The sequence below is a fragment of the Alcanivorax hongdengensis A-11-3 genome (assembly GCF_000300995.1).
Taxonomy (GTDB): Bacteria; Pseudomonadota; Gammaproteobacteria; order Pseudomonadales; family Alcanivoracaceae; genus Alcanivorax; species Alcanivorax hongdengensis.
The window spans coordinates 1-18,410 of sequence record NZ_AMRJ01000023.1 but is presented as its reverse complement, the minus strand read 5'-3'; the positions used below and the strand labels follow the sequence as shown (position 1 = coordinate 18,410).

At 58.6% G+C, this 18,410-nt stretch carries 16 protein-coding genes; 2 read left to right on the top strand and 14 right to left on the bottom strand.

Going from position 1 to position 18,410, the window contains the following annotated elements:
- Positions 1-53: 53 nt before the first annotated feature.
- From A11A3_RS13030 to A11A3_RS13010, 5 genes are all read right to left on the bottom strand, one after another.
- Positions 54-1,748, bottom strand: a complete 1,695-nt coding sequence (locus A11A3_RS13030; protein WP_008929778.1) for an AMP-binding protein — start codon at positions 1,746-1,748, stop codon at positions 54-56.
- A 5-nt stretch (positions 1,749-1,753) separates the two neighbouring features.
- Positions 1,754-2,665, bottom strand: a complete 912-nt coding sequence (locus A11A3_RS13025) for an oxygenase MpaB family protein (RefSeq protein ID WP_008929777.1) — start codon at positions 2,663-2,665, stop codon at positions 1,754-1,756.
- Between the two features lie 123 nt (positions 2,666-2,788).
- The gene (locus A11A3_RS13020) at positions 2,789-3,412 is read right to left on the bottom strand and encodes a TetR/AcrR family transcriptional regulator (protein ID WP_008929776.1); all 624 of its coding nucleotides are present in this window, start codon (positions 3,410-3,412) and stop codon (positions 2,789-2,791) included.
- Between the two features lie 230 nt (positions 3,413-3,642).
- Complete coding sequence (locus A11A3_RS13015; protein ID WP_008929775.1) at positions 3,643-4,776, bottom strand: acyl-CoA dehydrogenase family protein; 1,134 nt, start codon at positions 4,774-4,776, stop codon at positions 3,643-3,645.
- A 13-nt stretch (positions 4,777-4,789) separates the two neighbouring features.
- Positions 4,790-5,992: an acyl-CoA dehydrogenase family protein gene (locus A11A3_RS13010; protein WP_008929774.1), complete on the bottom strand. Its 1,203-nt coding sequence runs from the start codon at positions 5,990-5,992 to the stop codon at positions 4,790-4,792.
- A 197-nt stretch (positions 5,993-6,189) separates the two neighbouring features.
- Between A11A3_RS13010 and ylqF the strand changes: the two genes are divergently transcribed.
- Entirely contained in the window at positions 6,190-7,128 is a 939-nt protein-coding gene (gene ylqF, locus A11A3_RS13005; protein ID WP_008929773.1) for a ribosome biogenesis GTPase YlqF, read from the top strand.
- Between the two features lie 26 nt (positions 7,129-7,154).
- Here ylqF and A11A3_RS17505 read toward each other — a convergent pair whose 3' ends face one another.
- The 9 genes from A11A3_RS17505 to A11A3_RS12965 form a co-directional block, all read right to left on the bottom strand.
- Positions 7,155-7,403 carry a YhfG family protein gene (locus A11A3_RS17505; protein WP_202802688.1) on the bottom strand — a complete coding sequence of 83 codons (249 nt, stop codon included), beginning with the start codon at positions 7,401-7,403 and terminating at the stop codon, positions 7,155-7,157.
- Complete coding sequence (locus A11A3_RS13000; RefSeq protein WP_008929772.1) at positions 7,364-8,074, bottom strand: M48 family metallopeptidase; 711 nt, start codon at positions 8,072-8,074, stop codon at positions 7,364-7,366. The genes A11A3_RS17505 and A11A3_RS13000 overlap by 40 nt, the downstream gene beginning before the upstream one ends.
- 1 nt (position 8,075) lies before the next feature.
- Positions 8,076-8,405 carry a helix-turn-helix domain-containing protein gene (locus A11A3_RS12995; RefSeq protein ID WP_008929771.1) on the bottom strand — a complete coding sequence of 110 codons (330 nt, stop codon included), beginning with the start codon at positions 8,403-8,405 and terminating at the stop codon, positions 8,076-8,078.
- Complete coding sequence (locus A11A3_RS12990; RefSeq protein WP_008929770.1) at positions 8,389-8,742, bottom strand: hypothetical protein; 354 nt, start codon at positions 8,740-8,742, stop codon at positions 8,389-8,391. The genes A11A3_RS12995 and A11A3_RS12990 overlap by 17 nt, the downstream gene beginning before the upstream one ends.
- A gap of 219 nt (positions 8,743-8,961) precedes the next feature.
- A complete protein-coding gene (locus A11A3_RS12985) occupies positions 8,962-12,114 on the bottom strand; it encodes a type I restriction endonuclease subunit R (RefSeq protein ID WP_008929769.1) in 3,153 nt (1,050 codons plus the stop codon).
- Entirely contained in the window at positions 12,101-12,859 is a 759-nt protein-coding gene (locus tag A11A3_RS12980; RefSeq protein ID WP_008929768.1) for a hypothetical protein, read from the bottom strand. Before A11A3_RS12980 ends, A11A3_RS12985 begins: the two co-directional genes overlap by 14 nt.
- A gap of 88 nt (positions 12,860-12,947) precedes the next feature.
- Positions 12,948-14,234: a restriction endonuclease subunit S gene (locus A11A3_RS17295; protein WP_008929767.1), complete on the bottom strand. Its 1,287-nt coding sequence runs from the start codon at positions 14,232-14,234 to the stop codon at positions 12,948-12,950.
- The gene (locus tag A11A3_RS12970; protein ID WP_008929766.1) at positions 14,227-15,969 is read right to left on the bottom strand and encodes a type I restriction-modification system subunit M; all 1,743 of its coding nucleotides are present in this window, start codon (positions 15,967-15,969) and stop codon (positions 14,227-14,229) included. The genes A11A3_RS17295 and A11A3_RS12970 overlap by 8 nt, the downstream gene beginning before the upstream one ends.
- Positions 15,970-16,051: 82 nt before the next feature.
- Positions 16,052-16,759, bottom strand: coding sequence for a restriction endonuclease (locus tag A11A3_RS12965; RefSeq protein WP_008929765.1), 708 nt, complete (start codon positions 16,757-16,759; stop codon positions 16,052-16,054).
- A gap of 194 nt (positions 16,760-16,953) precedes the next feature.
- Here A11A3_RS12965 and A11A3_RS12960 point away from each other — a divergent pair, with 194 nt between their 5' ends.
- A complete protein-coding gene (locus A11A3_RS12960; RefSeq protein ID WP_008929764.1) occupies positions 16,954-18,342 on the top strand; it encodes a tyrosine-type recombinase/integrase in 1,389 nt (462 codons plus the stop codon).
- Positions 18,343-18,410: the final 68 nt, after the last annotated feature.

Genomic DNA, 18,410 nt, shown 5'->3' with positions numbered 1-18,410 from the left:
TGTTATATGCCTCTGTACGGCGTTGCGTTGTGCGCACACACGCGCGGCGTTTGTTATTGCGCCACCGCGTGTTGCGGGGCGGCGTTGTTATTGGCGCGCAGGGCTTTCTTGTCCAGCTTGCCCACCGAGGTGAGCGGGATTTCGTCCACGAAAAAGATTTCCCTGGGCACCTTGTAGGGCGACAGGTTGGCGCGACAGTAATCTTCCAGTTCCTGACGGCGGGTCGGTTGATCGCCCGGCTCGCCTTGCAGCTGCACGAAAAGCTGCACCACATCGTTGCCCGGGCGCGCCTCATCTGGTCGACCGACCACCGCGCACAGGGCCACCCAGGGCAACGCCTGCACCCGGTTCTCCACTTCCACGGAGAACACCTTGTAGCCGCCGACGATCAGCATGTCCTTGCTGCGATCACAGACGCGGATATATCCCTCGTCATCCATCACGCCGATATCACCGGTATGCATCCAGACACGGCCATCATGTTCACGCAGGGCCTTGGCGGTGGCATCCGGCATGGCCAGGTAGCCCTTCATCACCTGCGGGCCGGTGGCGACGATCTCGCCGGCCTCGCCCAGCGGCATCTCGGTGACACCGTCTTCGGCATCGACAATGCGCACATCCGTGCCCGGCAGCGGAATGCCCACACAACCCACCTTGATACGGCGGGCCGGATTCAGGGTCAGCACCGGGCTGGTTTCGGTCATGCCATAGACCTCGAAGAACTTGCCCTTGCCGACCACCTCTTCCAGCCGCTGGATTTCCTCCACGGCGAACGGCGCGGCACCGGACACGGCGATACGCAGGCGGGAAAAATCCAGCGCCTGAAAATCCGGGTGCGCACACAGGCCCTGGTAGAGCGCCGGCACCGCCGCCAGCACCGTGGGCGGGCGGGTCTTCATTTCGTTGATGAAGTGCGCCAGATCCCGCGGGTCGGGGATCAGCAGAAAGGTGGAGGCGGTGCGCAGGGCATTGAAGAGCACCGCCGCCCCGCCGATATGGAACAGCGGGAACGCCGACGCGACAATTTCCTGGCCGTCTTCAAATCCGTAAAACACATTGGCCTGCACATTGTTCATGAACAGGTTGCGCGAGGTCAGTTGGGCGCCCTTGGGCAGGCCGGTGGTGCCGCCGGTGTACTGCAGATACAGCACGTCATCCAGCGGCACATTCAGCGGCACCAGTGGCGTTTCACTAAGATGGTCGAGCAGCGACAGCACCCGCACCTTGCCGTGTTTTTCGTCCACCGGCGGCAACGGCGCCCCGGCCAGCTCCGTGGGCGAGGACACCAGCACGGCGCTCAGGGTGTCGATGTTGTCCGCGGCGGGCTGGATCACGCCCTGCCAGAACGGCGCCAGGGTCAGCATTACCTTGACCCGGGCATCGTTGGCCTGGTGGGTCAGCTCCACCGTGGTCATCAGCGGCGAGATGCTGGTGGTGACCATGCCCAGCCGGGCGGCGGCGATAAAGGCCACCACATACTGGGGCGTGTTGGGCAACTGCACGCCCAGCACATCGCCCGGCCGGCAACCCAGATCCAGCAGTAGCCCGGCCAGCCGGTCGGCCAGCCGGTTCAACTCGGCATAGCTGATGGCCTGGCCAAGAAAGACCAGCGCTTCGCGCTCGGGGAAGGTCTCGGCGTGCTGGCGGATGTAGTCAGACAGGGTGCTGTCGGGCAGGTCCGGCAGGGCCTGCCAGTCGCAACCCAGTTCCTTGTAGGTCTGTAGCCAGGGGCGATTGTCGGTGTGCATGATGATTAGTCTCCTGCCAGCTGGTAGGCCTGCGGATTTTGTCGGGCGTCTTCCATGGCCCGGCGGGCCAGCGGAATGTAGCGACGCGAGCGCGGCGTCAGGCGGTGGATCACCCGGTAGACCCGGCACCAGAGACGGAAACGTCGCTCGTCCTTCGCCGTCCAGGTGATACCGACCTTTTCACGGAAAGCCGCCGGCAAGGTGCCGTACAGGTTGAGCCGCAGCAGCCGGCCAAATACCTGCAACATGGCCTTCCAGAGAAAGTCCGGCAGCTTGCTGCCCGGCGGTTTGGGGACGTCCAGGTAGTGGCGCTCTTGCAGCAGATCCGCGGCCACATCGGTGCGCTCCAGGCGGTCGCGGATCATGGTGTTGAAGTAGTCCCAGTAGTCGCTCTCGGTGGCCGGCAGATCCTGGTCACGGATGCCCAGCATTTTGCCCATCTCGCGCCACTCGTAGAACATCTGCGCCCGCTGCGCGGCGGAGGGTGAGTGACCGAACAGCTCATGCATGCGAATGGTGGCGTCATAGCCGGTGCCATGCACCCAGGCGTAGGCCTCCGGGTCCAGCGCGAAATACTTGTTGCCATTCTTGTCGACGCCCTTGATGGAGCGGTGCAGCTCACGCAGCTGGCGGCCCTTGCGGATGGCCTCGTCCGGGCGCGCATAGACCACCGGCCAGAGCAGCTCGGTGGAGCGCCTGGCCCGGCCCCAGGGGTCGGTCTTGTAAACGGAATGCTCGCCGACACCGGCGTCGATAATCGGATGCGCCACCTGCATGACAAAGGCCTGGGGCAGCATCAAATGGAAGCGCCAGGAGCCGAAATCCTGCCAGGTGCAGGAATCCGGGCCCAGCGGTTGCGGTTCGGCCTGGCTGGCGGCGGCAACATCGGCCGCCAGGGCGTCGGCAGATACAGACATGGTGTACTCCGTCATGTGAGATAAATATCAATATATGTCTCACAGTCTTGAAGTACAACCGTCGCAGGACAGTTTTTATGGCCAGATTGACGTTAAATCAGGCCAATTCGGCATCAGATTCGGTCAACCGAGCCAGGGGCGCAGGTAACGATCCGCCATGTCGCGGATGCTGGCCTCATCGGCCGGGTTCATCAGGCCATCCGGCGACAGCACCAGTGACTGCATCAGGCGCAACATCAGCTCGGCCAGCTGGTCGGCGTCGTGCACTTTCACGTGGCCGGCCTCCTCGGCGCGGCGGATCTGGCTGGCCAGCTGCACCCGGAACAGGGCAATCACCCGGGACCACTGCAACGTCAGCAGTGGCAGAATGTCTTCCGGCTCGGAGCTCAGCAACCGCTGCAACAGCGGGTGCACATGGGCGCGGGTCACCGCCAGCACAAAGGCTTCCAGCAACGCATCACGGGGGCTATCCAGGGTTTTCAGGTGCGCCTCGATCAGGCCCAGCTGATACTGGCACTCACGCAGGATCACCGCCTGGATCAACTGGTGCTTGTCACCAAAACGCCGGTAGGCGGTGGCCCGCCCCACCCCGGCCTTGCTGGCCACGTCTTCCATGGTGGTACGGCGCAGACCGAACTCGGTGAACTGCGCCAGCCCCGCGTCCAGAATTTTGATGTAGGTGGCATCGCCGTTGTTGAAATCCAGCTCGCTACCCAGGGACAGGGAAGGCATGGCCTGATCGGGCATCTTATTACTCCGTTGTCGCGGGTGGCCCCGCGTTTTCACGACAAGGCGGATATATACCGCAAAGGGCATCCGGCCGGCAAATCGAACAAATACCGTGTCGTTGTACCAAGGTGCCAGTGAACGGAGGGTAAAAAACCGCAGGTAACCCAGGAAATCACCCGCGGGGAAAGGGAAAAAGCGGAGAACGCCGCGGCGCCCTCCCGGCAAGGAGGGCCGCGCGGCGCTGTCGGTCAGGTCCGGGCCAGGGCCGCCAGATGCACGTCGGCGTTGCCGAACAGACCATCGGCGGCACTCAGGCGTTTGACGTAATGGCCCACGCCCAGCTCGTCGGTCATGCCCATGCCACCATGAATCTGGATGGCTTCCTGGGCGATCTTGCGCCCGGCCCGACCCAGCTGGGCCTTCATGGCATGCACCGCAAAGGCGGCATCGTCATGGCCTTCGGCGGTTTTCAGGGTGGCCGCCAGCAGCAGCGAGCGGGTCTGTTCCATGGCGATGAACATGTCCGCCATGCGGAACTGCAGCGCCTGGAACTTGCCAATCGGCAGGCCGAACTGCTTGCGGGTCTTGCTGTATTCCACCGTTTCGTTGAGCAGCACCGACAGGCTGCCCACGGACTCGGCGCTGAGTGCCAGCAGGCCCTCCATCAGCACCGTGTGGGCCAGTGCGTAGCCGTCGCCCAGCGCACCGATGCACGCCGTCTCGGGCACAGTCACGTTGTTGAAGCGAATTTCGGCGCCCTGGCGGCCATCCACGGTGCGGTGGGCCAGGCGCTCCACACCATCGGCGTTGGCATCCACCAGAAACAGGCTCAGGCCGCCCCGGTCGCCGGGCTGGCCGGCGGTGCGGGCCAGCACGATCAGCTGGTCGGCCTGGTCGCCGTTCATCACGCAGGCCTTGGTGCCGTCGAGCACAATCTCGCTGCCGTTTACCCGGGCGGTCATGGCGGTGTTTTCCAGGCTGAAGACGCGCTCGTATTCTTCCGCGGCAAAGGCCAGCTGCCGCTTGCCCTCCACCAGCGCCGGCAGGGTCTGGGCCTGCTGCTCGGCACTGGCGCGGCGCAGGAACCCACCGCCCAGTACCACGGTGGCGATGTAGGGCGCCATGATCAGGCCTTCGCCCAGGGCCTCGAGCAGCACCATGGTTTCCAGCACGCCCATGCCCAGGCCGCCGTGCTGTTCGTCAAAGGGCACCGCCAGCCAGCCCAGCTCGGCAAATTGCTGCCAGGTGGCCTGATCCAGGGGCATCAGTTTTTTATTCTGGCGATGTTTTTCCACATCGCTGCTCTTTACGAAATGATCGCGCACAAACCGCTTGGCACTGTCGGCCAGCATCTGTTGTTCTTCACTGAGTTGAAAATTCATCGCGCTCTCCTCCTTACAGACCCAGCACCGCTTTGGCGATGATGCCGCGCTGCACTTCGTTGGAGCCGCCATAAATGGAGCAGGCCCGAGAATTGAGATAATGGGGCATGGCGGTCATGGCATACTCGGGGCCGATCACCGGCTGGTCGGCGCCGGGCACCAGTACCTGGGGCTGCCAGATCACCGCCTGGCTGCCCAGGGTTTCGATGCGCAGCTCGGTGACCTTCTGCAACAGCTCGGTGCCGAGGATCTTGGTCATGGACGACAGCGCGCCCGGGTCCTTGCCGGCGGACAACGCCGATTTGATGCGCATCTCGGTGAACTCCAGCGCCAGCACATCGGCCTCCAGCGCCGCCAGCTTGTGCTGCCACACCGGGTCGTTCTTGAGCGGGCCGCTAACGGTCTGCTGCTTCTCGGCCATCAGGCGGATCTTCTCCAGCATCACGTTCAGGCCCGGCGCATACTCCTGGCCGCCGCGCTCGAAGGTCAGCAGGTACTTGGCCACCGTCCAGCCGTCGTTCTCGGCGCCCACCCGGTTCTTCTGCGGCACGCGCACATTGTCGAAGAACACCTGGCACTGCTCCGGCACTTCATCCAGGCCGACAATGGGCTCGATGGTGATGCCCGGCAGGTCCATATCCAGCAACAGGAAGGTAATGCCCTGCTGGGGCTTGCCGTCCCGGTTGGTGCGCACCAGTGCGAACATCTTGTTGGCGTGGTGGGCGTAGGTGGTCCAGATCTTGGTGCCGTTGAGGATGTAGTCATCGCCATCCTTCTCGGCAAAGGTCTTCAGCGAGGCCAGGTCCGAGCCGGCACCCGGTTCGGAGTAGCCCTGGCACCAGAAGTGCTCGCCGTTGAGAATCTTCGGCAGGTATTCCTGCTGCTGCGCCTCGCTGCCACAGCCGATCAGGCAGGGCCCGCACATGTGCAGCCCCATGGGAATCAGCGGCGGCGTTTCCGCGCGGACCAGCTCCTCGGCAAAAATGGCCCGCTGGCTGACACTCCAGCCGGTGCCACCATACGCCTTGGGCCAGTGGGGCGCGGCCCAGCCCTTGTCATTGAGAATGCGCTGCCAGGCCATGGCCTGCTCCACCGGCGCAAACACCGACGTGGACAGCTTGCCCGCCTGGCGAATATCGTCCGTCAGGCTCTCCTGCAAAAAGGTACGCACCTCTTCACGAAAGCTCTTTTCCTGTTCCGGTACCCGCAGATCCATACCGTACTCCGCTACTGTTTGACTGTGGCCACAGGGTAAGCGAGAAACACTGAGGCAGCAGTGACGATTCGTATCACCCCCCTGTCCAAAACCGTCAAAACCCCACCCCCCACCCTCTCAACTCCCCCACCCCCACACCACCCCACGAACCCGCTATACTCCCCCCACCACACAGCCACCGCCCAGACAATCGCCCCATGAGCATCAACTGGTACCCCGGCCACATGAACAAGGCCACCCGCGAGATCCGTGACATCCTGCCCAAGGTGGATCTGATCATCGAAGTGGTCGACGCCCGCCTGCCCTACAGCAGCGCCAACCCGGTGATTGAGAATTTCCGTGCGGACAAGCCCTGCCTGAAACTGCTCAGCAAAAGCGACCTGGCCGACCCGGCCATCACCCGGCAGTGGCTTGAGCACCTGCAACAGGACCCTAAAGTCCGCGCCCTGGCCATCACCACCCACAAGCCCGAGCCCATCCGCAAACTGGCCGACACCTGCCGGCAGATGGTCAACAAGAAGATCGACCGGGCCACCACCATCACCGCCCTGATCACCGGCATCCCCAACGTGGGCAAATCCACCCTGATCAACACCCTGGCCGGCCGCCAGGTGGCCAAGGCCGGTAACGAACCGGCGGTAACCCAGCGCCAGCAGCGCATCGAACTGGGCGACGGCCTGATCCTCATCGACTCCCCCGGCATCCTCTGGCCGAAAATCGAAAACCGTAACAGCGGCTACCGCCTGGCCCTGTCCGGCGCCATCAAGGCCACCGCCATGCAGGAAGACGACGTGGCCCTGTTCGCCGCCGAATACTTCATGCAGGCCTACCCGGCCCTGATGAGAGAACGCTTCAAACTCGACGCCCTGCCCGACCAGGGTGTGCCCTTCCTGGAAACCATCGGCAAACAACGCGGCTGCCTGGGCCGCGGCGGCCACGTGGACTTCGACCGCACCGCCGCCCTGCTCATCAACGAATACCGCAGCGGCAAACTGGGCCAGATCACCCTGGAAACCCCGGCCATGGCCGAGAAAGAGCATGTGAAGGTGGCGGAGATACGCCGGCTGAAAGAGGAGCAGAAAGAGGCGAAGAAGAAGGCCAGGAAGGCGGCGTTTAAGGCGAAGGGGCAGAAATAGGTTATCCCAGCGAAAATGGTTAGAGATTATCGCTGCCGGGAATGAAAACGTACCGCTTCTTCTTTCGAAGAAAACCGTTGTTCAGACGTCTTTTCGGGAACATCAAAACCCTCTAACCGCAAACTCGCTGCGTAATTACGGCGGCGAACGCTGGCGAAATATGCCCTTTTGGTTTTTAAAGAGGGAGAAATCATCACGTCACCTCGGGCAAATTCATCATGCTGTTGAGTAGCTTTTACAACGCAACCATCACATGCCCATGCCGCTTCAGCCATTCCCGGCATTCTTCATAATCTGGCAGCACCCTGCCCACCTCTCCCCAGAACTGCGGCGAATGATCATGGCGTAACAGGTGACATAACTCGTGCACCACCACGTAATCCACCATCCGGTTCGGGGCCATCATGATCTGCCAGTTGAACTGCAGCTCGCCTTTGGCGGTGCAGCTACCCCAGCGGGATTTGAAGGTTTTGATAGACATATTGGGGACAGTGACGCCCACCTGGGGCGCCCAGCGGGCGACTTTTTCGTTTAGCTTCGTTTCGGCCTGACGCTTGTACCAGCGGATCAGGGCATTGCGGATCATGTGGGGTTGTTCCGCGCCCAGGGGCACGGACACGACCAGACGGCCCTGCACCAGCTTCACCGGAGCGAAGGGGCCTTTTTCCACTTTCAGGCGGTAGTTGCGCCCCAGGTAGGAGAAGGATTCGCCGGAAACGTAACGCTTGCTGCCGGGCGGGGTCATCTCCTGATGGAGCGCGACCTTTTCCTTGATCCAGCGGCGTTTGTCCGCCAGCAATTCGCCGATACGCTCCAGAGAGGTGTCCACTGGCACCACCACCGACACCGCCCCTTCTTCCACACGAATATCGGCAGACTTACGGCGATGGGTGCGGATCACTTCAGCAATGAAGCCATTGCCGTCGATAAATTCAGGACGCTTCAAGCTATAACTCTCTGATCCATTCCAGCGTTTCCGGGTGGCGCTGAATCAGGCGCATCAGGGTGGCCGAGCCCTGGTCCGGTTTGCCACGGTCCTGCTCCCAGCGCTCCAGTGTGCGCACACTCATACGCAGCATGTTGGCGAAGATCGGGCGGGACACTTTCAGGCCTTCCCGCAGCGAACGAATTTCTGCAGCGGTAATTTCCAGCGGGTCTTTCAATTCCAGCTCGGTGGTCTGCAGGGTTTGCTTGCCCTCCCGGGCATCCTGCAACGCCTCAAAGCCTTCGGCCAGTTCGCCGAAGACATCGCGCTTGTTGTCAGTCTTCTTTGCCATGGCTTCTCGCCTCCACCTCTCGCGCCAGCAGCGCCTTGAGAGCTTTCTTCTGGTCGGCGGTTAAATCGGTTGCCTCATCCTTGTCATACAGGGTGAACAACCAGAACTGTGCGCCACCGGCGTACCAGTAATAGATAATCCGCACCCCACCACGCTTGCCCTTGCCGCGCCGCTTGTCTACCCAGCGTACCTTGCGTAGCCCGCCCGTGCCCCGAATCACATCCCCCATGTGGGGCGATTCCAGCAACATGGCCTGGAGCAACCGGTATTCCTCGTCTTTCAGGTAGTCCGCCCGGTGGCGGCTGAACGGCGGCAGCTCGACAAACAGGGCCTTCACGGGGTGCTCAGCCCAAAGTATACGCGATTCGCGTATATCGGCAAGCCATCGACTGTCTCCGACAGCCCATCAGCATACAAAGCCATCCTTGGCTCCTTGTATTTCAATTAGTTAGTTGGTAGCTGGCTCTTATCTTATTTGTAGGAGCGTCGCTGGCGGCGCGATTTCAGCGTTAGTGATCGCGCCGCCAGCGACGCTCCTACGGCAGAGGCCTGGCCATTACCGAAACTTCGTCTTCGCCAGATCCATAAACCGCTCCTGCACCACATTCACAATCGTCTTGTCGCCAAAGCTGCAGTCCAGGATCGCCCGCTTGATGGCTTTCTTCATGCGCTTGATCTCTTCGCCTTTCTTGAAGAAATCCACGATCTGGGTGGCTTCGTCGAACATCTCAACCAGTGCCTGGGTGGTGGTCTTGATCTCGTCCTCGACGCTCTCGCCCACCACCTCTTCGCCTGTATGGCGAACCACTTCCGACATCAGAATGCGGAAGAAAGCCATCTCGGTTTCATCCAGGCCCTTGTCATCTCCCTCTTGCTTGCGGTTACTCTCGATAGAACCAACCATGTCCAGCAGCAGCTCCAGCTGCTGCTCCCACTTGCCGTTGGTCTTCTCGATGATGTCGCGCAGGCGCAGGCTCAGGGACTTGTAGTATTCCGGGTCTTCTTCCAGGTTCACGGTGATGTGGTGCTTGATGGCGCTTTCGATCTCGGAGGCGCGGGATTCCGGGGATTTGATCTGCTCCACGGATTCGCGGAAGTTGGCCGCCATCAAGTCCACCGGCGGGATCTTCGGGTCAACCCCGGTGCTGATGATGTGCTCATCCACCAGTTGCCGCACCTTCTCGCCAGCATCGGCGATATTCAGGCCCGGGTCGCGGTAACGGTTGCGGGCGGCGTTCTGCACCTTGCCCCACAGCTTCAGGTCGGGAATAAACGGCTTGGCCGCCGGGTCGGGCAGCACCACGTCCATCTGGCGGGCAAAGCGCTTGTAGGCCAGTTCGAACTGCTGGCGGATGTCTTCGTCCTTGAGGAACAGCACGTAGTCATCGATATCTCTTTCTACCTTCTTTGGCCCAAGGCTGTCCTTCAGTCCACTGAACACCTGAGCCACCCGCGTATGGGTCGCCTTCAGCTTGGGGATCTCGTCCTTGAGGGTGACATAGGTGCCCTCCACGTCATCGCTGCTGAACTGCTCCAGCGCCTCGGTGAGGTAATCGGACAGCCCGTAGTAATCCACCACAAAGCCCGCCTGTTTCCCCTTGTAGGTACGATTCACCCGCGCAATGGCCTGCATCAGGGTGTGATCCTTCAGGCTGCGGTCGATGTACATCACCTGAGCAATGGGAGCATCGAAGCCGGTGAGCAGCATGTCCTTCACAATCAGGAAGGCCAGCGGGTTCTCGTTCAGGGGCTTCTTGAAGCCCTCGATGGCCTGCTTCTGCTGGGTCTTGTCGGTGTACTTGGCAATGTAGCCCTCATCATTGTGGCTACCACTGATAATCACCTCGGACGGTGGCGCGCTCAGCTCATCCAGGGTCTTCTTGTACACCGTGGCCGCATGGCGGCTGCCCACCACCACCATGGCCTTGAAGCCGTTGGGCTGGATATGTTCCCGGTAGTGCTTGAGCAGATCCAGGCACACCCAGCGAATCCGCGCCGGGGCTTCGCGCACCGCCCGCTCTACTCCGTACTTCTTCTTGATCTCGCGCTTCTCGTCGTCGCTCTTCTCCTTGAAGTACTCATCAAACAGCTTGTCCAGGGATTCGCCCACCACCTCGGTCTGGGCCTGGCGGCCTTCGTAGATGATGCGCACCGTGGCGCCGTCTTCCACCGCCTCATTGATCTTGTACTGGTCAATGTAGCCACCGAAGGCCTGATCCATCTTCTGGGTCTTCAGCAACGGCGTGCCGGTAAAGCCGATCTTGGGGGCATTGGGCAGGGCCGCGTTGATGGTGGCCGCCAGCCCGCCAAACTGGGTGCGGTGGGCCTCGTCGGCCAGCACGATGATCTTGTCGCTGGGGTTCAAGTCGGTGAAGTCGCCCTCGGCTTCCGCATCCTGAAACTTCTGCACCATGGCGGTGACAATGTCAGAGGCATCCTTGGTGAGCAGCTCCTTCAGCTTGGCCACCGAATTGGCGTTGTAGATGGTTTCGTTCTGGGCATCGCGGAAGGTAGCGGAGAGCTGGCTGTCCAGCTGGGTACGGTCGGTGACGAACACCAGCTTGTACTTCTGCAATTCAGGATCGCGGCGCATCTTCACCGCCAGCATGACCATGGTCAGCGACTTGCCCGAGCCCTGGGTGTGCCACACCACGCCGGACTTTTCTTTACGGGTAGTGCCGTGCTTCAGCCGCTCGATCACCTTGTTCACCGCCCGGTACTGCTGATAACGGGCCACCTTCTTGATCAGGCGACCTTCCACCGGCTCGAACAGGATGAAGTTGCGGATCAGATCCAGGAAGGTGTCGTGGCTGAACATGCCCATCAGCAGGCGTTGCTGCGCGGTGATATCACCCTGCCCCGTTTCGCATGCACCATTGGCCGTCGCCATGGCCCTGGCCTGTTCCAGATAGGCCATGGACGGCACATCTTCAACCTTGCTGGCAGGCTCCGCGCCAGCCGCCCCACTCCCGGCCACCGGTTGCGCCAACAGCCCACGGATATCCGCATCGTTATAAGGGTAGGCATCCTTCCAGTCGCCGTAATGCTGGGCCATGGAACTGATGGTGCCGACCCGGGCCTGATCCCGGCAGCTGGATACCATCAATTGGTTATACCAGAACAGCTTCTGCGCCCCCTCAAAGTCTTCCGGGCGGCGCAGGTTGGCGTAGCGGCGTAGTTGGTTGATGCCCTCGCCAATGGCATCGGCCACATAGGGAGATTTGCACTCGATCACCGCCAGCGGCAGGCCATTCACGAAACAGACAATATCGGGAATGATGTTCTGGGTCGCCCCTTCCACCTTGAACTGGCTGGTGCAGAGAAAGTCGTTGTTGGCCGGGTTGTCGAAATCGATAACGGTGACGGTCTGGCCCTTGCGGCCCGAGCCCAGATCCTGCTCCACCGAAATCGCGTTATCGCCGGTGCAGCAGAGCATCTCCCACAGGGCCTGGTTGTATTCAATCAAGCCTGCGAAATTGGGGTGGGTGAACTCGCGCAACACCTTGCGCAGGTTTTCCTCGCTGATCCACGGGTTCAAGCGGCGCAGGGCGGCCTCCAGCCGTTTCGCCAGCACTACATCGCGGTAATAGCTGCGCTCATCCCCCGGCTGCCCCGGTGCCAGTTCGGCACCGGAAACAAAGGCCCAGCCTTGCTTTACCAGCTGCTCGATGGCAGGGGTTTCGACTTTATCGGCTTCATCCTGGAACATTCGCAAATCCAAACTTTGAGAGTAGGCGCTCGGACTCGAAAAGGCACTTTTTTATCCAAACGTCGTCGTGCTTTCCTTGGCTATGAGGAAAAACCCCCAGATAGATATTGGCTCCAACCTCTTGTCTACTAATCAACCAATGGCCTGTCATTCTTCCTCCCTTTCTAGCCCCTCTCTGGCTTATCTCCTCCTCGACGGAATTAAGATCAAACTTGCCCTCTTTTAGATTGATGGCCTCAAGCAGAGCAGTTTCATTGATAAGAGAGCCATCCTTGTTGGCCTTTCCGATCATACTCAGATACGAATTTGGCAATAAAGGCACATGATGGTGCTTATATCCAGCGAACGATCCAGAGCCCTTAAAGGGTATGTTGTACTTAATCAAATCCACACTTGGTGGTGCCGCCCCCTCAAGCTTATTAATAACGTCTTTTAGTGCTGCTAAGTTATAGCAGCACACTCCTTTCATTTGAGCCAGAGTGAGCATGGCCCATTGCATTTTCAGGTACGGAGAAACAACACTTTCATTGTTTGAGAAGAATCCATGATCACCAAGCTCCTCGATAAAACTACCGAACTCAGCAGATTTCTCCAACATCCTGACGCGATCAAAGGATCTTCCACGTGGCAATTTATTGCCAAATCTATATTTAAATAAGTAGTCAACTAATGAGCTGCGATCCTTATTTTTCGGAATCGCATCTTCAATAACGCCCTGAACGACATCTACAAAATTGTTATCCATTCCTTTCGCAACCTTATTAGCAATAATCACCCCTAAGAATGTTCGAATGTACCAATCTAGCTAACGCCATCATACACACGAGCGGCGACTAGCCAGCCACACGCGCCTCCAAATTATTGTTATCGACGTTAACTCTGACCTTGCCGGTGAGCAGGTCTTGCATAAGGGATTTTTTGATGCCGAATAACCCCATTAGTCTATGCTCCGTCGCAAGAATCTTATCCCCGATAGAAGTGACCGCTTTTGTTATAAGGTCACGCTCCGTCGTGGGTGGTACTGGAACATATAGCTGCTCAAGGTCTGATTTTGTGAACGATGCCTGATTCACGGCTGGTTTTGAAATAAGCTGAATCTCGTTTTGGAAACGGCTTGTCATAAAGATCATTTGCAGATATTCCGACGAATAGTCTTTCTTCGGAACGATCCGAAAAAGATTCGTCGTGTAAATGGCAGGTCGTCCAATGTCTCTGAAAATACAGCTTTTCCCTATTTGGCTCATGCTGTTAATGAAGCACATGAGAATATCGCCATCGTTGAGCATGTAATTGCTGGTATTGGCACCCTGAGGGTCATCGACGTACCAGTACCTGAGTTCTGTCGTATCGAGAGACCCATGCTTGATGTTTCCTGATATCAACAACGGAATGCCGATATCCTGTGACGAAATACGCCTAGAAAGCCCGCTCTTTATCAAGGATGTAAGTTCACCTAAAGCCTTAACATCCCATGAATCTGGAATCCGCCCCACCGGGGAATCCTTGAACGCGGTATGCCCAATGCCTTTGGTCAACAGCTCCTGCATCATGCCGGTTTTCAGGTCTTTCAGCTTGTCGATCTGTGCGCGTGTCTTTTCGATCACGTCATCGACGGAGGACAGGATGGCTGCGATTTTTTGTTGTTCGTGGAGAGGGGGAATATCTACAGATATTGATTCTAACTGCGAGCTACTGATATTGAGCTGCGCAGCGCCAGCTGCCAGCCCTATAATCTCCATTTTTACCGGCTCTGAAAGGTAACAATATGAAGTAAAGAGCGGATCAGAATCTCCCTTTGCCCGAAGACAACCCACTCGCTGATTAAGGTAGCAACAACCATCCTGTTCTCGAACCCAAGCATAGTTATCCAGGCTACCCGACATCCCAAAGAGAAAGTCACCGGGAGTCAACTTAAACTTATCCAACCCTTCCAGGGAATCAGCAGATACAAATTTTGCGTCTTCGAGGTCAATTTTTCCGGCTTTAAGGTTGCTCATTCTGATAACGGCCGCAAAACCAGAATCTGAGAAATCCGAGCTTTTGAATGCAAAACCATTCTGAACTTTAGCCAGATCTCCAAATATACCGGAGGCCCAACCCTCAGGAACCGTATTACTCATAACCCAGCTCCTTCAGATAGCCTTTCATCACGCTTTCCGCTTCCGCCACCCGGGCATCCAGCTCACTCAGCGATACCCGATACTTGTCCCACCAGCGTTCCAACTGAGTAATGACCTTGGCATCCGCCTCACCCAAGGCCTCACGAATGGCTTCCTTGCTGTCGAGCTCCGGCTTGAAGTCGTAATAGCCTTCACCCGCTTCGGCGCTGTCATCCCGCTTCACAAACACCGCAGACACATCAAAGTCTTCCAGGATTTCTTCACGGATATACTCGTTCTCCACTTCCCGCACCGGGATGCCGCCATGGAGGATGGCGCGCACATCGAAGATTTCCGGGGGCGGGCTGGTGTCGGCGTAGCGGCGGATGTTGAGGTTAAAATCGTTTTCCTCGATCTCGGCCAGCGGCACCACTTTGGAGTAGCGCTTGATCTCTTCGAAGTTCTCGAAGGTGTGGACGATCTTGTCGATATCCTGCTGGCGCAGCTTGTTCTGGTTCTTGCCTTCTTCGTAGTCCAGTTCGCTGTTGATAAACAGCACCTTGCCCTTGCGCTCGGCAGGCTTGGCCTTGTTGATGATCAGCAGGCAGGCGGGGATGCCGGTACCGTAGAACAGGGCGGCAGGCAGGCCGATGACGGCTTCCAGCAGGTCGTCGTTGAGAATGCCCTGGCGGATGGCCTTTTCGCTGGAGCCCCGGAACAGCACGCCGTGGGGCATGACCACGCCCATCATGCCCTCGGCATTGAGGCTGGCGATCATGTGCTGGACAAAGGCCAGGTCGCCGGCGTCCTTGGGCGGGGTGCCGTAGGGGAAGCGGCCATAGGCATCGGCGTCGGCTTCCTCCTTGCCCCACTTCTTCAAGCTGAAGGGGGGATTGGCGATCACCCGGTCGAAGGTCATCAGCGCGCCGGCTTCGGTGTGCTGCGGCTCGCGCAGGGTGTCGCCCTTCTTGATGTCGGCGCTGTAGACCCCGTGCAGGAACATGTTCATCTTGCAGATGGCCCAGGTGTTCAGGTTCATCTCCTGCCCGTAGAGGGACAGGTTGGACGGGTTCTCGCCGTGGGTGGCCAGGTAGTTGCGGGTTTGCACCAGCATACCGCCGGAACCGGCGGTGGGATCGTAGATGCGCATGCCGGCGTGGGGCTTGAGCAGGGACACCAGCAGCTGCACCACTTCCGACGGGGTATAGAACTCCCCGCCCTTCTTGCCGGCGCTGTCGGCAAACATCTTGATCAGGTATTCGTAGGCGGTGCCGAGCAGATCCGGGCGCTCGAAGTCTTCATTGCGCAGGCGGTGCTGGCTGAAGTGGCTGAGCAGGTCGCGCAGCTTCTTGTCAGTGAGCTTGTTCTTGATGTTGAAGTCGATGGACACCAGTACCCCTTCCAGGGAGCCGTTGTGTTCTTCAATGGCTTCCATGGCCTGGTTCAGCTCGGAACCGATATCGTGTTTCAGGTCTTTGAGGGCATCCCAACGGGCGTTGGCCGGGATGTAGAAGGTCTTGTCGTACTCATCTTCATCATCGGCCAGCGCTTCTGCCTGCTGCTGGCTCTTGCCCTTGTCCAGATAGTACTGCACTACGGTTTCCCGGGCTTCCTCGAAGGCATCGGACAGGCGCTTGAGGAACATCATGCCGAAGATGTAATCCTTGTACTCGGAGGCATCCATATTGCCGCGCAGGATATCGGCGGCTCCCCAGAGGAAGGATTCGAGTTGTTGCAGGGTGAGCTTCTGGGTCATTTACGTTTCTCTATATCCAGCTTCGTAAGGTGGATAGGTATGTTCATTACTGTGATCAACATGACGACGCTTGAGCGGCTTATTATGCGGGCCAGTATAAGCGCTTCAATGGCACCAACCGCTTGGTTTCCGTATCGGTATTGTCATAGTGATCAATGAGCGCTCGCACCAACTGGTCCAGGGTCCACAGAGTAAGGGGCACGTTGGCGCGGTCGCCTTCGTACAGGGCATCGCGGGTAAAGCCCCCGGTGCTGACGTAGAGCCCTCGGTCGTCCTTGTGGCGGCCACCAAGGAAACTGCGAATCGCCTGGCTGCCCATCTGGCCATTACGATGCTTTACCTCTACCACGATGCGCGGGTTTTCAAAGCCGAAGCCATCCGGGGAGGCGATAATGTCCTTGCCCCGATCTGCGCCGACGGCGGAGACCTGTGTCTTGTAACCCATGGCGCGAAGGATTCCGGCGACCAGTAATTCCATTTCCTTGTCATCCAACCCGCTGACCAGATCCTTGATGCGCTCCAGGGCCTGATTCTCGATATCGGCCAGCGGGTCGACAGCCTCTTCATCGCTGTCATCTTCCACAGGTTGTGGGCGCGTCGGCTCACCATGGACCTGGGCCAGTACATCCTCCTGGATATTCTCCGGGACCATGAACACCGTCAACGTGGAGCCCAAGCTGTTCTTGGTGGCATTGGCCAGGCTATCGCGCCCCACTTCTTTTTCAAGCCACTCGGTCTTGCGCGCCAGGGTGGCGCTATCATGTTCCTCGCCTTCGGGCCGATAGAACATGGGGCCAGTTACCTTGCCAACCATAAGTGTAAAGCACTGTCCGCCTACGTCCACAGAAATCCACTTTATCTTTATTTTCAATTAGTTATAGAAACGCGATTAATTGTATTGTCCTACAAAGTCCACTAAAATCCGCCGGAAGCGATTGAGAAACGGCAACCGAACGGCAACCAGAGCGAAACGATAGTACCATTATGTCCAAAATCCTCACCGACAAGCAGCTTGCCATTAAGGTTGAAAAAGTTGCCTGGATCACTGAAGCCTCCCCTCGTGGTCACGGACGTCTATCGGTCCGCCTCCGCCCAACCGGCGGACCACTATTCTACTTTCGCTATTCCGACGAGGACGGCAAACGCCAATACATTCCTCTGGGGGCCTACTCCCGCACAGGGACTAACGGTTTAACCCTGAAAACGGCCCGCGCCAAAGCCAACGAACTCTCCCAGCTGTATCTCACAGGAATCAAGAACCTCACTGAACACCTCGATGCTGAACGCGATGCTGAGAAGGCGATTCGTGAAGCGGAAGTTCGCCGCCTGGAGCAAGAAGCGGCACAAAAAGCGGCCGAGGCCGCTGCACTGGCTTCTCGACAGACCGTTTCCCAGCTCTTCGAGCGCTGGATGGAGATTGACGTGTCGCACCGGAAGGACAAGGGAGCAGAAGTCCGGCGCATGTTCGAGAAAGATGTACTCCCCCTCATTGGCCAGGTCTTCGTCGCAGACATCCGTAAAGGGCATATCACTCAGGTTACCGACGCCATGGCGGCACGGGGAGTCACCCGCATGGTGAAAGTGGTTTTCAGTCTGATGCGACAAATGTTCCGCTTTGCCGTGGATCGGGACATTATTGAATTCGATCCGACAAGCAGCATCCGCAAGGCCAAAATTGGCGGCAAGGAAACGGAAAGAGATCGGGTACTGTCCGAAGACGAAATCTTGCAACTCAAGCAGGCCATACCCAACGCCAATTTGCTGTTCAGCACGCAGTACGCCATCTGGATAGCCCTATCTACATGCTGCCGCATCGGGGAGCTACTCGCGGCCCGTTGGGAGCACCTGGACTTTGATAAGGACACCTGGCTCATTCCCAGAGAGAACAGCAAGAACGGCAAGCCTCACAACATCCATTTATCCCCGTTTAGCAAACACTATTTCCTGAAGTTACGGGAAATCCATGGCAACACCCCGTGGTGCTACCCCAATAGAGAAGGCACCGGGGCTCTGTGCTCGAAAACGGTCACAAAGCAGCTGTCTGACCGCCAGCGTCCCTCCAGCCAGGGCACCATGAGCAACCGCAGCAGCAAAGCACAATCCTTGATTCTGCCGGGTGGGAAATGGACGCCTCACGATCTACGCCGGACTGGGGCCACCATGATGACGGCACTTGGCGTTATTCCAGAGGTGGCTGAGCGCTGCCTCAATCACACGGAAGAAAATCGCATCAAACGCACCTACCAAAGGCACAGCTACACCAGTGAGTGCATCGATGCCTGGCGTCGACTTGGAGAAAAGCTGGAAGAAATCACGAATCAGCCCACCAGCGAGGAGGCTGACAGCCAATCCTGCTCCTTGCAAATGCCATGATCTGTAGTAATTCAGACTTGATCTGACAGTTACCGGTTTTTGGGTATACGGATTTAATGGTTGATGGG

What these genes read in the sequence shown, in the direction of transcription:
- A11A3_RS13030 (WP_008929778.1), bottom strand. Translation starts at nt 1,748, where the DNA reads ATGCACACCGACAATCGCCCCTGGCTACAGACCTACAAGGAACTGGGT.
- A11A3_RS13025 (WP_008929777.1), bottom strand. Translation starts at nt 2,665, where the DNA reads ATGTCTGTATCTGCCGACGCCCTGGCGGCCGATGTTGCCGCCGCCAGC.
- A11A3_RS13020 (WP_008929776.1), bottom strand. Translation starts at nt 3,412, where the DNA reads ATGCCCGATCAGGCCATGCCTTCCCTGTCCCTGGGTAGCGAGCTGGAT.
- A11A3_RS13015 (WP_008929775.1), bottom strand. Translation starts at nt 4,776, where the DNA reads ATGAATTTTCAACTCAGTGAAGAACAACAGATGCTGGCCGACAGTGCC.
- A11A3_RS13010 (WP_008929774.1), bottom strand. Translation starts at nt 5,992, where the DNA reads ATGGATCTGCGGGTACCGGAACAGGAAAAGAGCTTTCGTGAAGAGGTG.
- ylqF (WP_008929773.1), top strand. Translation starts at nt 6,190, where the DNA reads ATGAGCATCAACTGGTACCCCGGCCACATGAACAAGGCCACCCGCGAG.
- A11A3_RS17505 (WP_202802688.1), bottom strand. Translation starts at nt 7,403, where the DNA reads ATGGCTGAAGCGGCATGGGCATGTGATGGTTGCGTTGTAAAAGCTACT.
- A11A3_RS12995 (WP_008929771.1), bottom strand. Translation starts at nt 8,405, where the DNA reads ATGGCAAAGAAGACTGACAACAAGCGCGATGTCTTCGGCGAACTGGCC.
- A11A3_RS12985 (WP_008929769.1), bottom strand. Translation starts at nt 12,114, where the DNA reads ATGTTCCAGGATGAAGCCGATAAAGTCGAAACCCCTGCCATCGAGCAG.
- A11A3_RS12980 (WP_008929768.1), bottom strand. Translation starts at nt 12,859, where the DNA reads ATGGATAACAATTTTGTAGATGTCGTTCAGGGCGTTATTGAAGATGCG.
- A11A3_RS17295 (WP_008929767.1), bottom strand. Translation starts at nt 14,234, where the DNA reads ATGAGTAATACGGTTCCTGAGGGTTGGGCCTCCGGTATATTTGGAGAT.
- A11A3_RS12970 (WP_008929766.1), bottom strand. Translation starts at nt 15,969, where the DNA reads ATGACCCAGAAGCTCACCCTGCAACAACTCGAATCCTTCCTCTGGGGA.
- A11A3_RS12965 (WP_008929765.1), bottom strand. Translation starts at nt 16,759, where the DNA reads ATGTTCTATCGGCCCGAAGGCGAGGAACATGATAGCGCCACCCTGGCG.
- A11A3_RS12960 (WP_008929764.1), top strand. Translation starts at nt 16,954, where the DNA reads ATGTCCAAAATCCTCACCGACAAGCAGCTTGCCATTAAGGTTGAAAAA.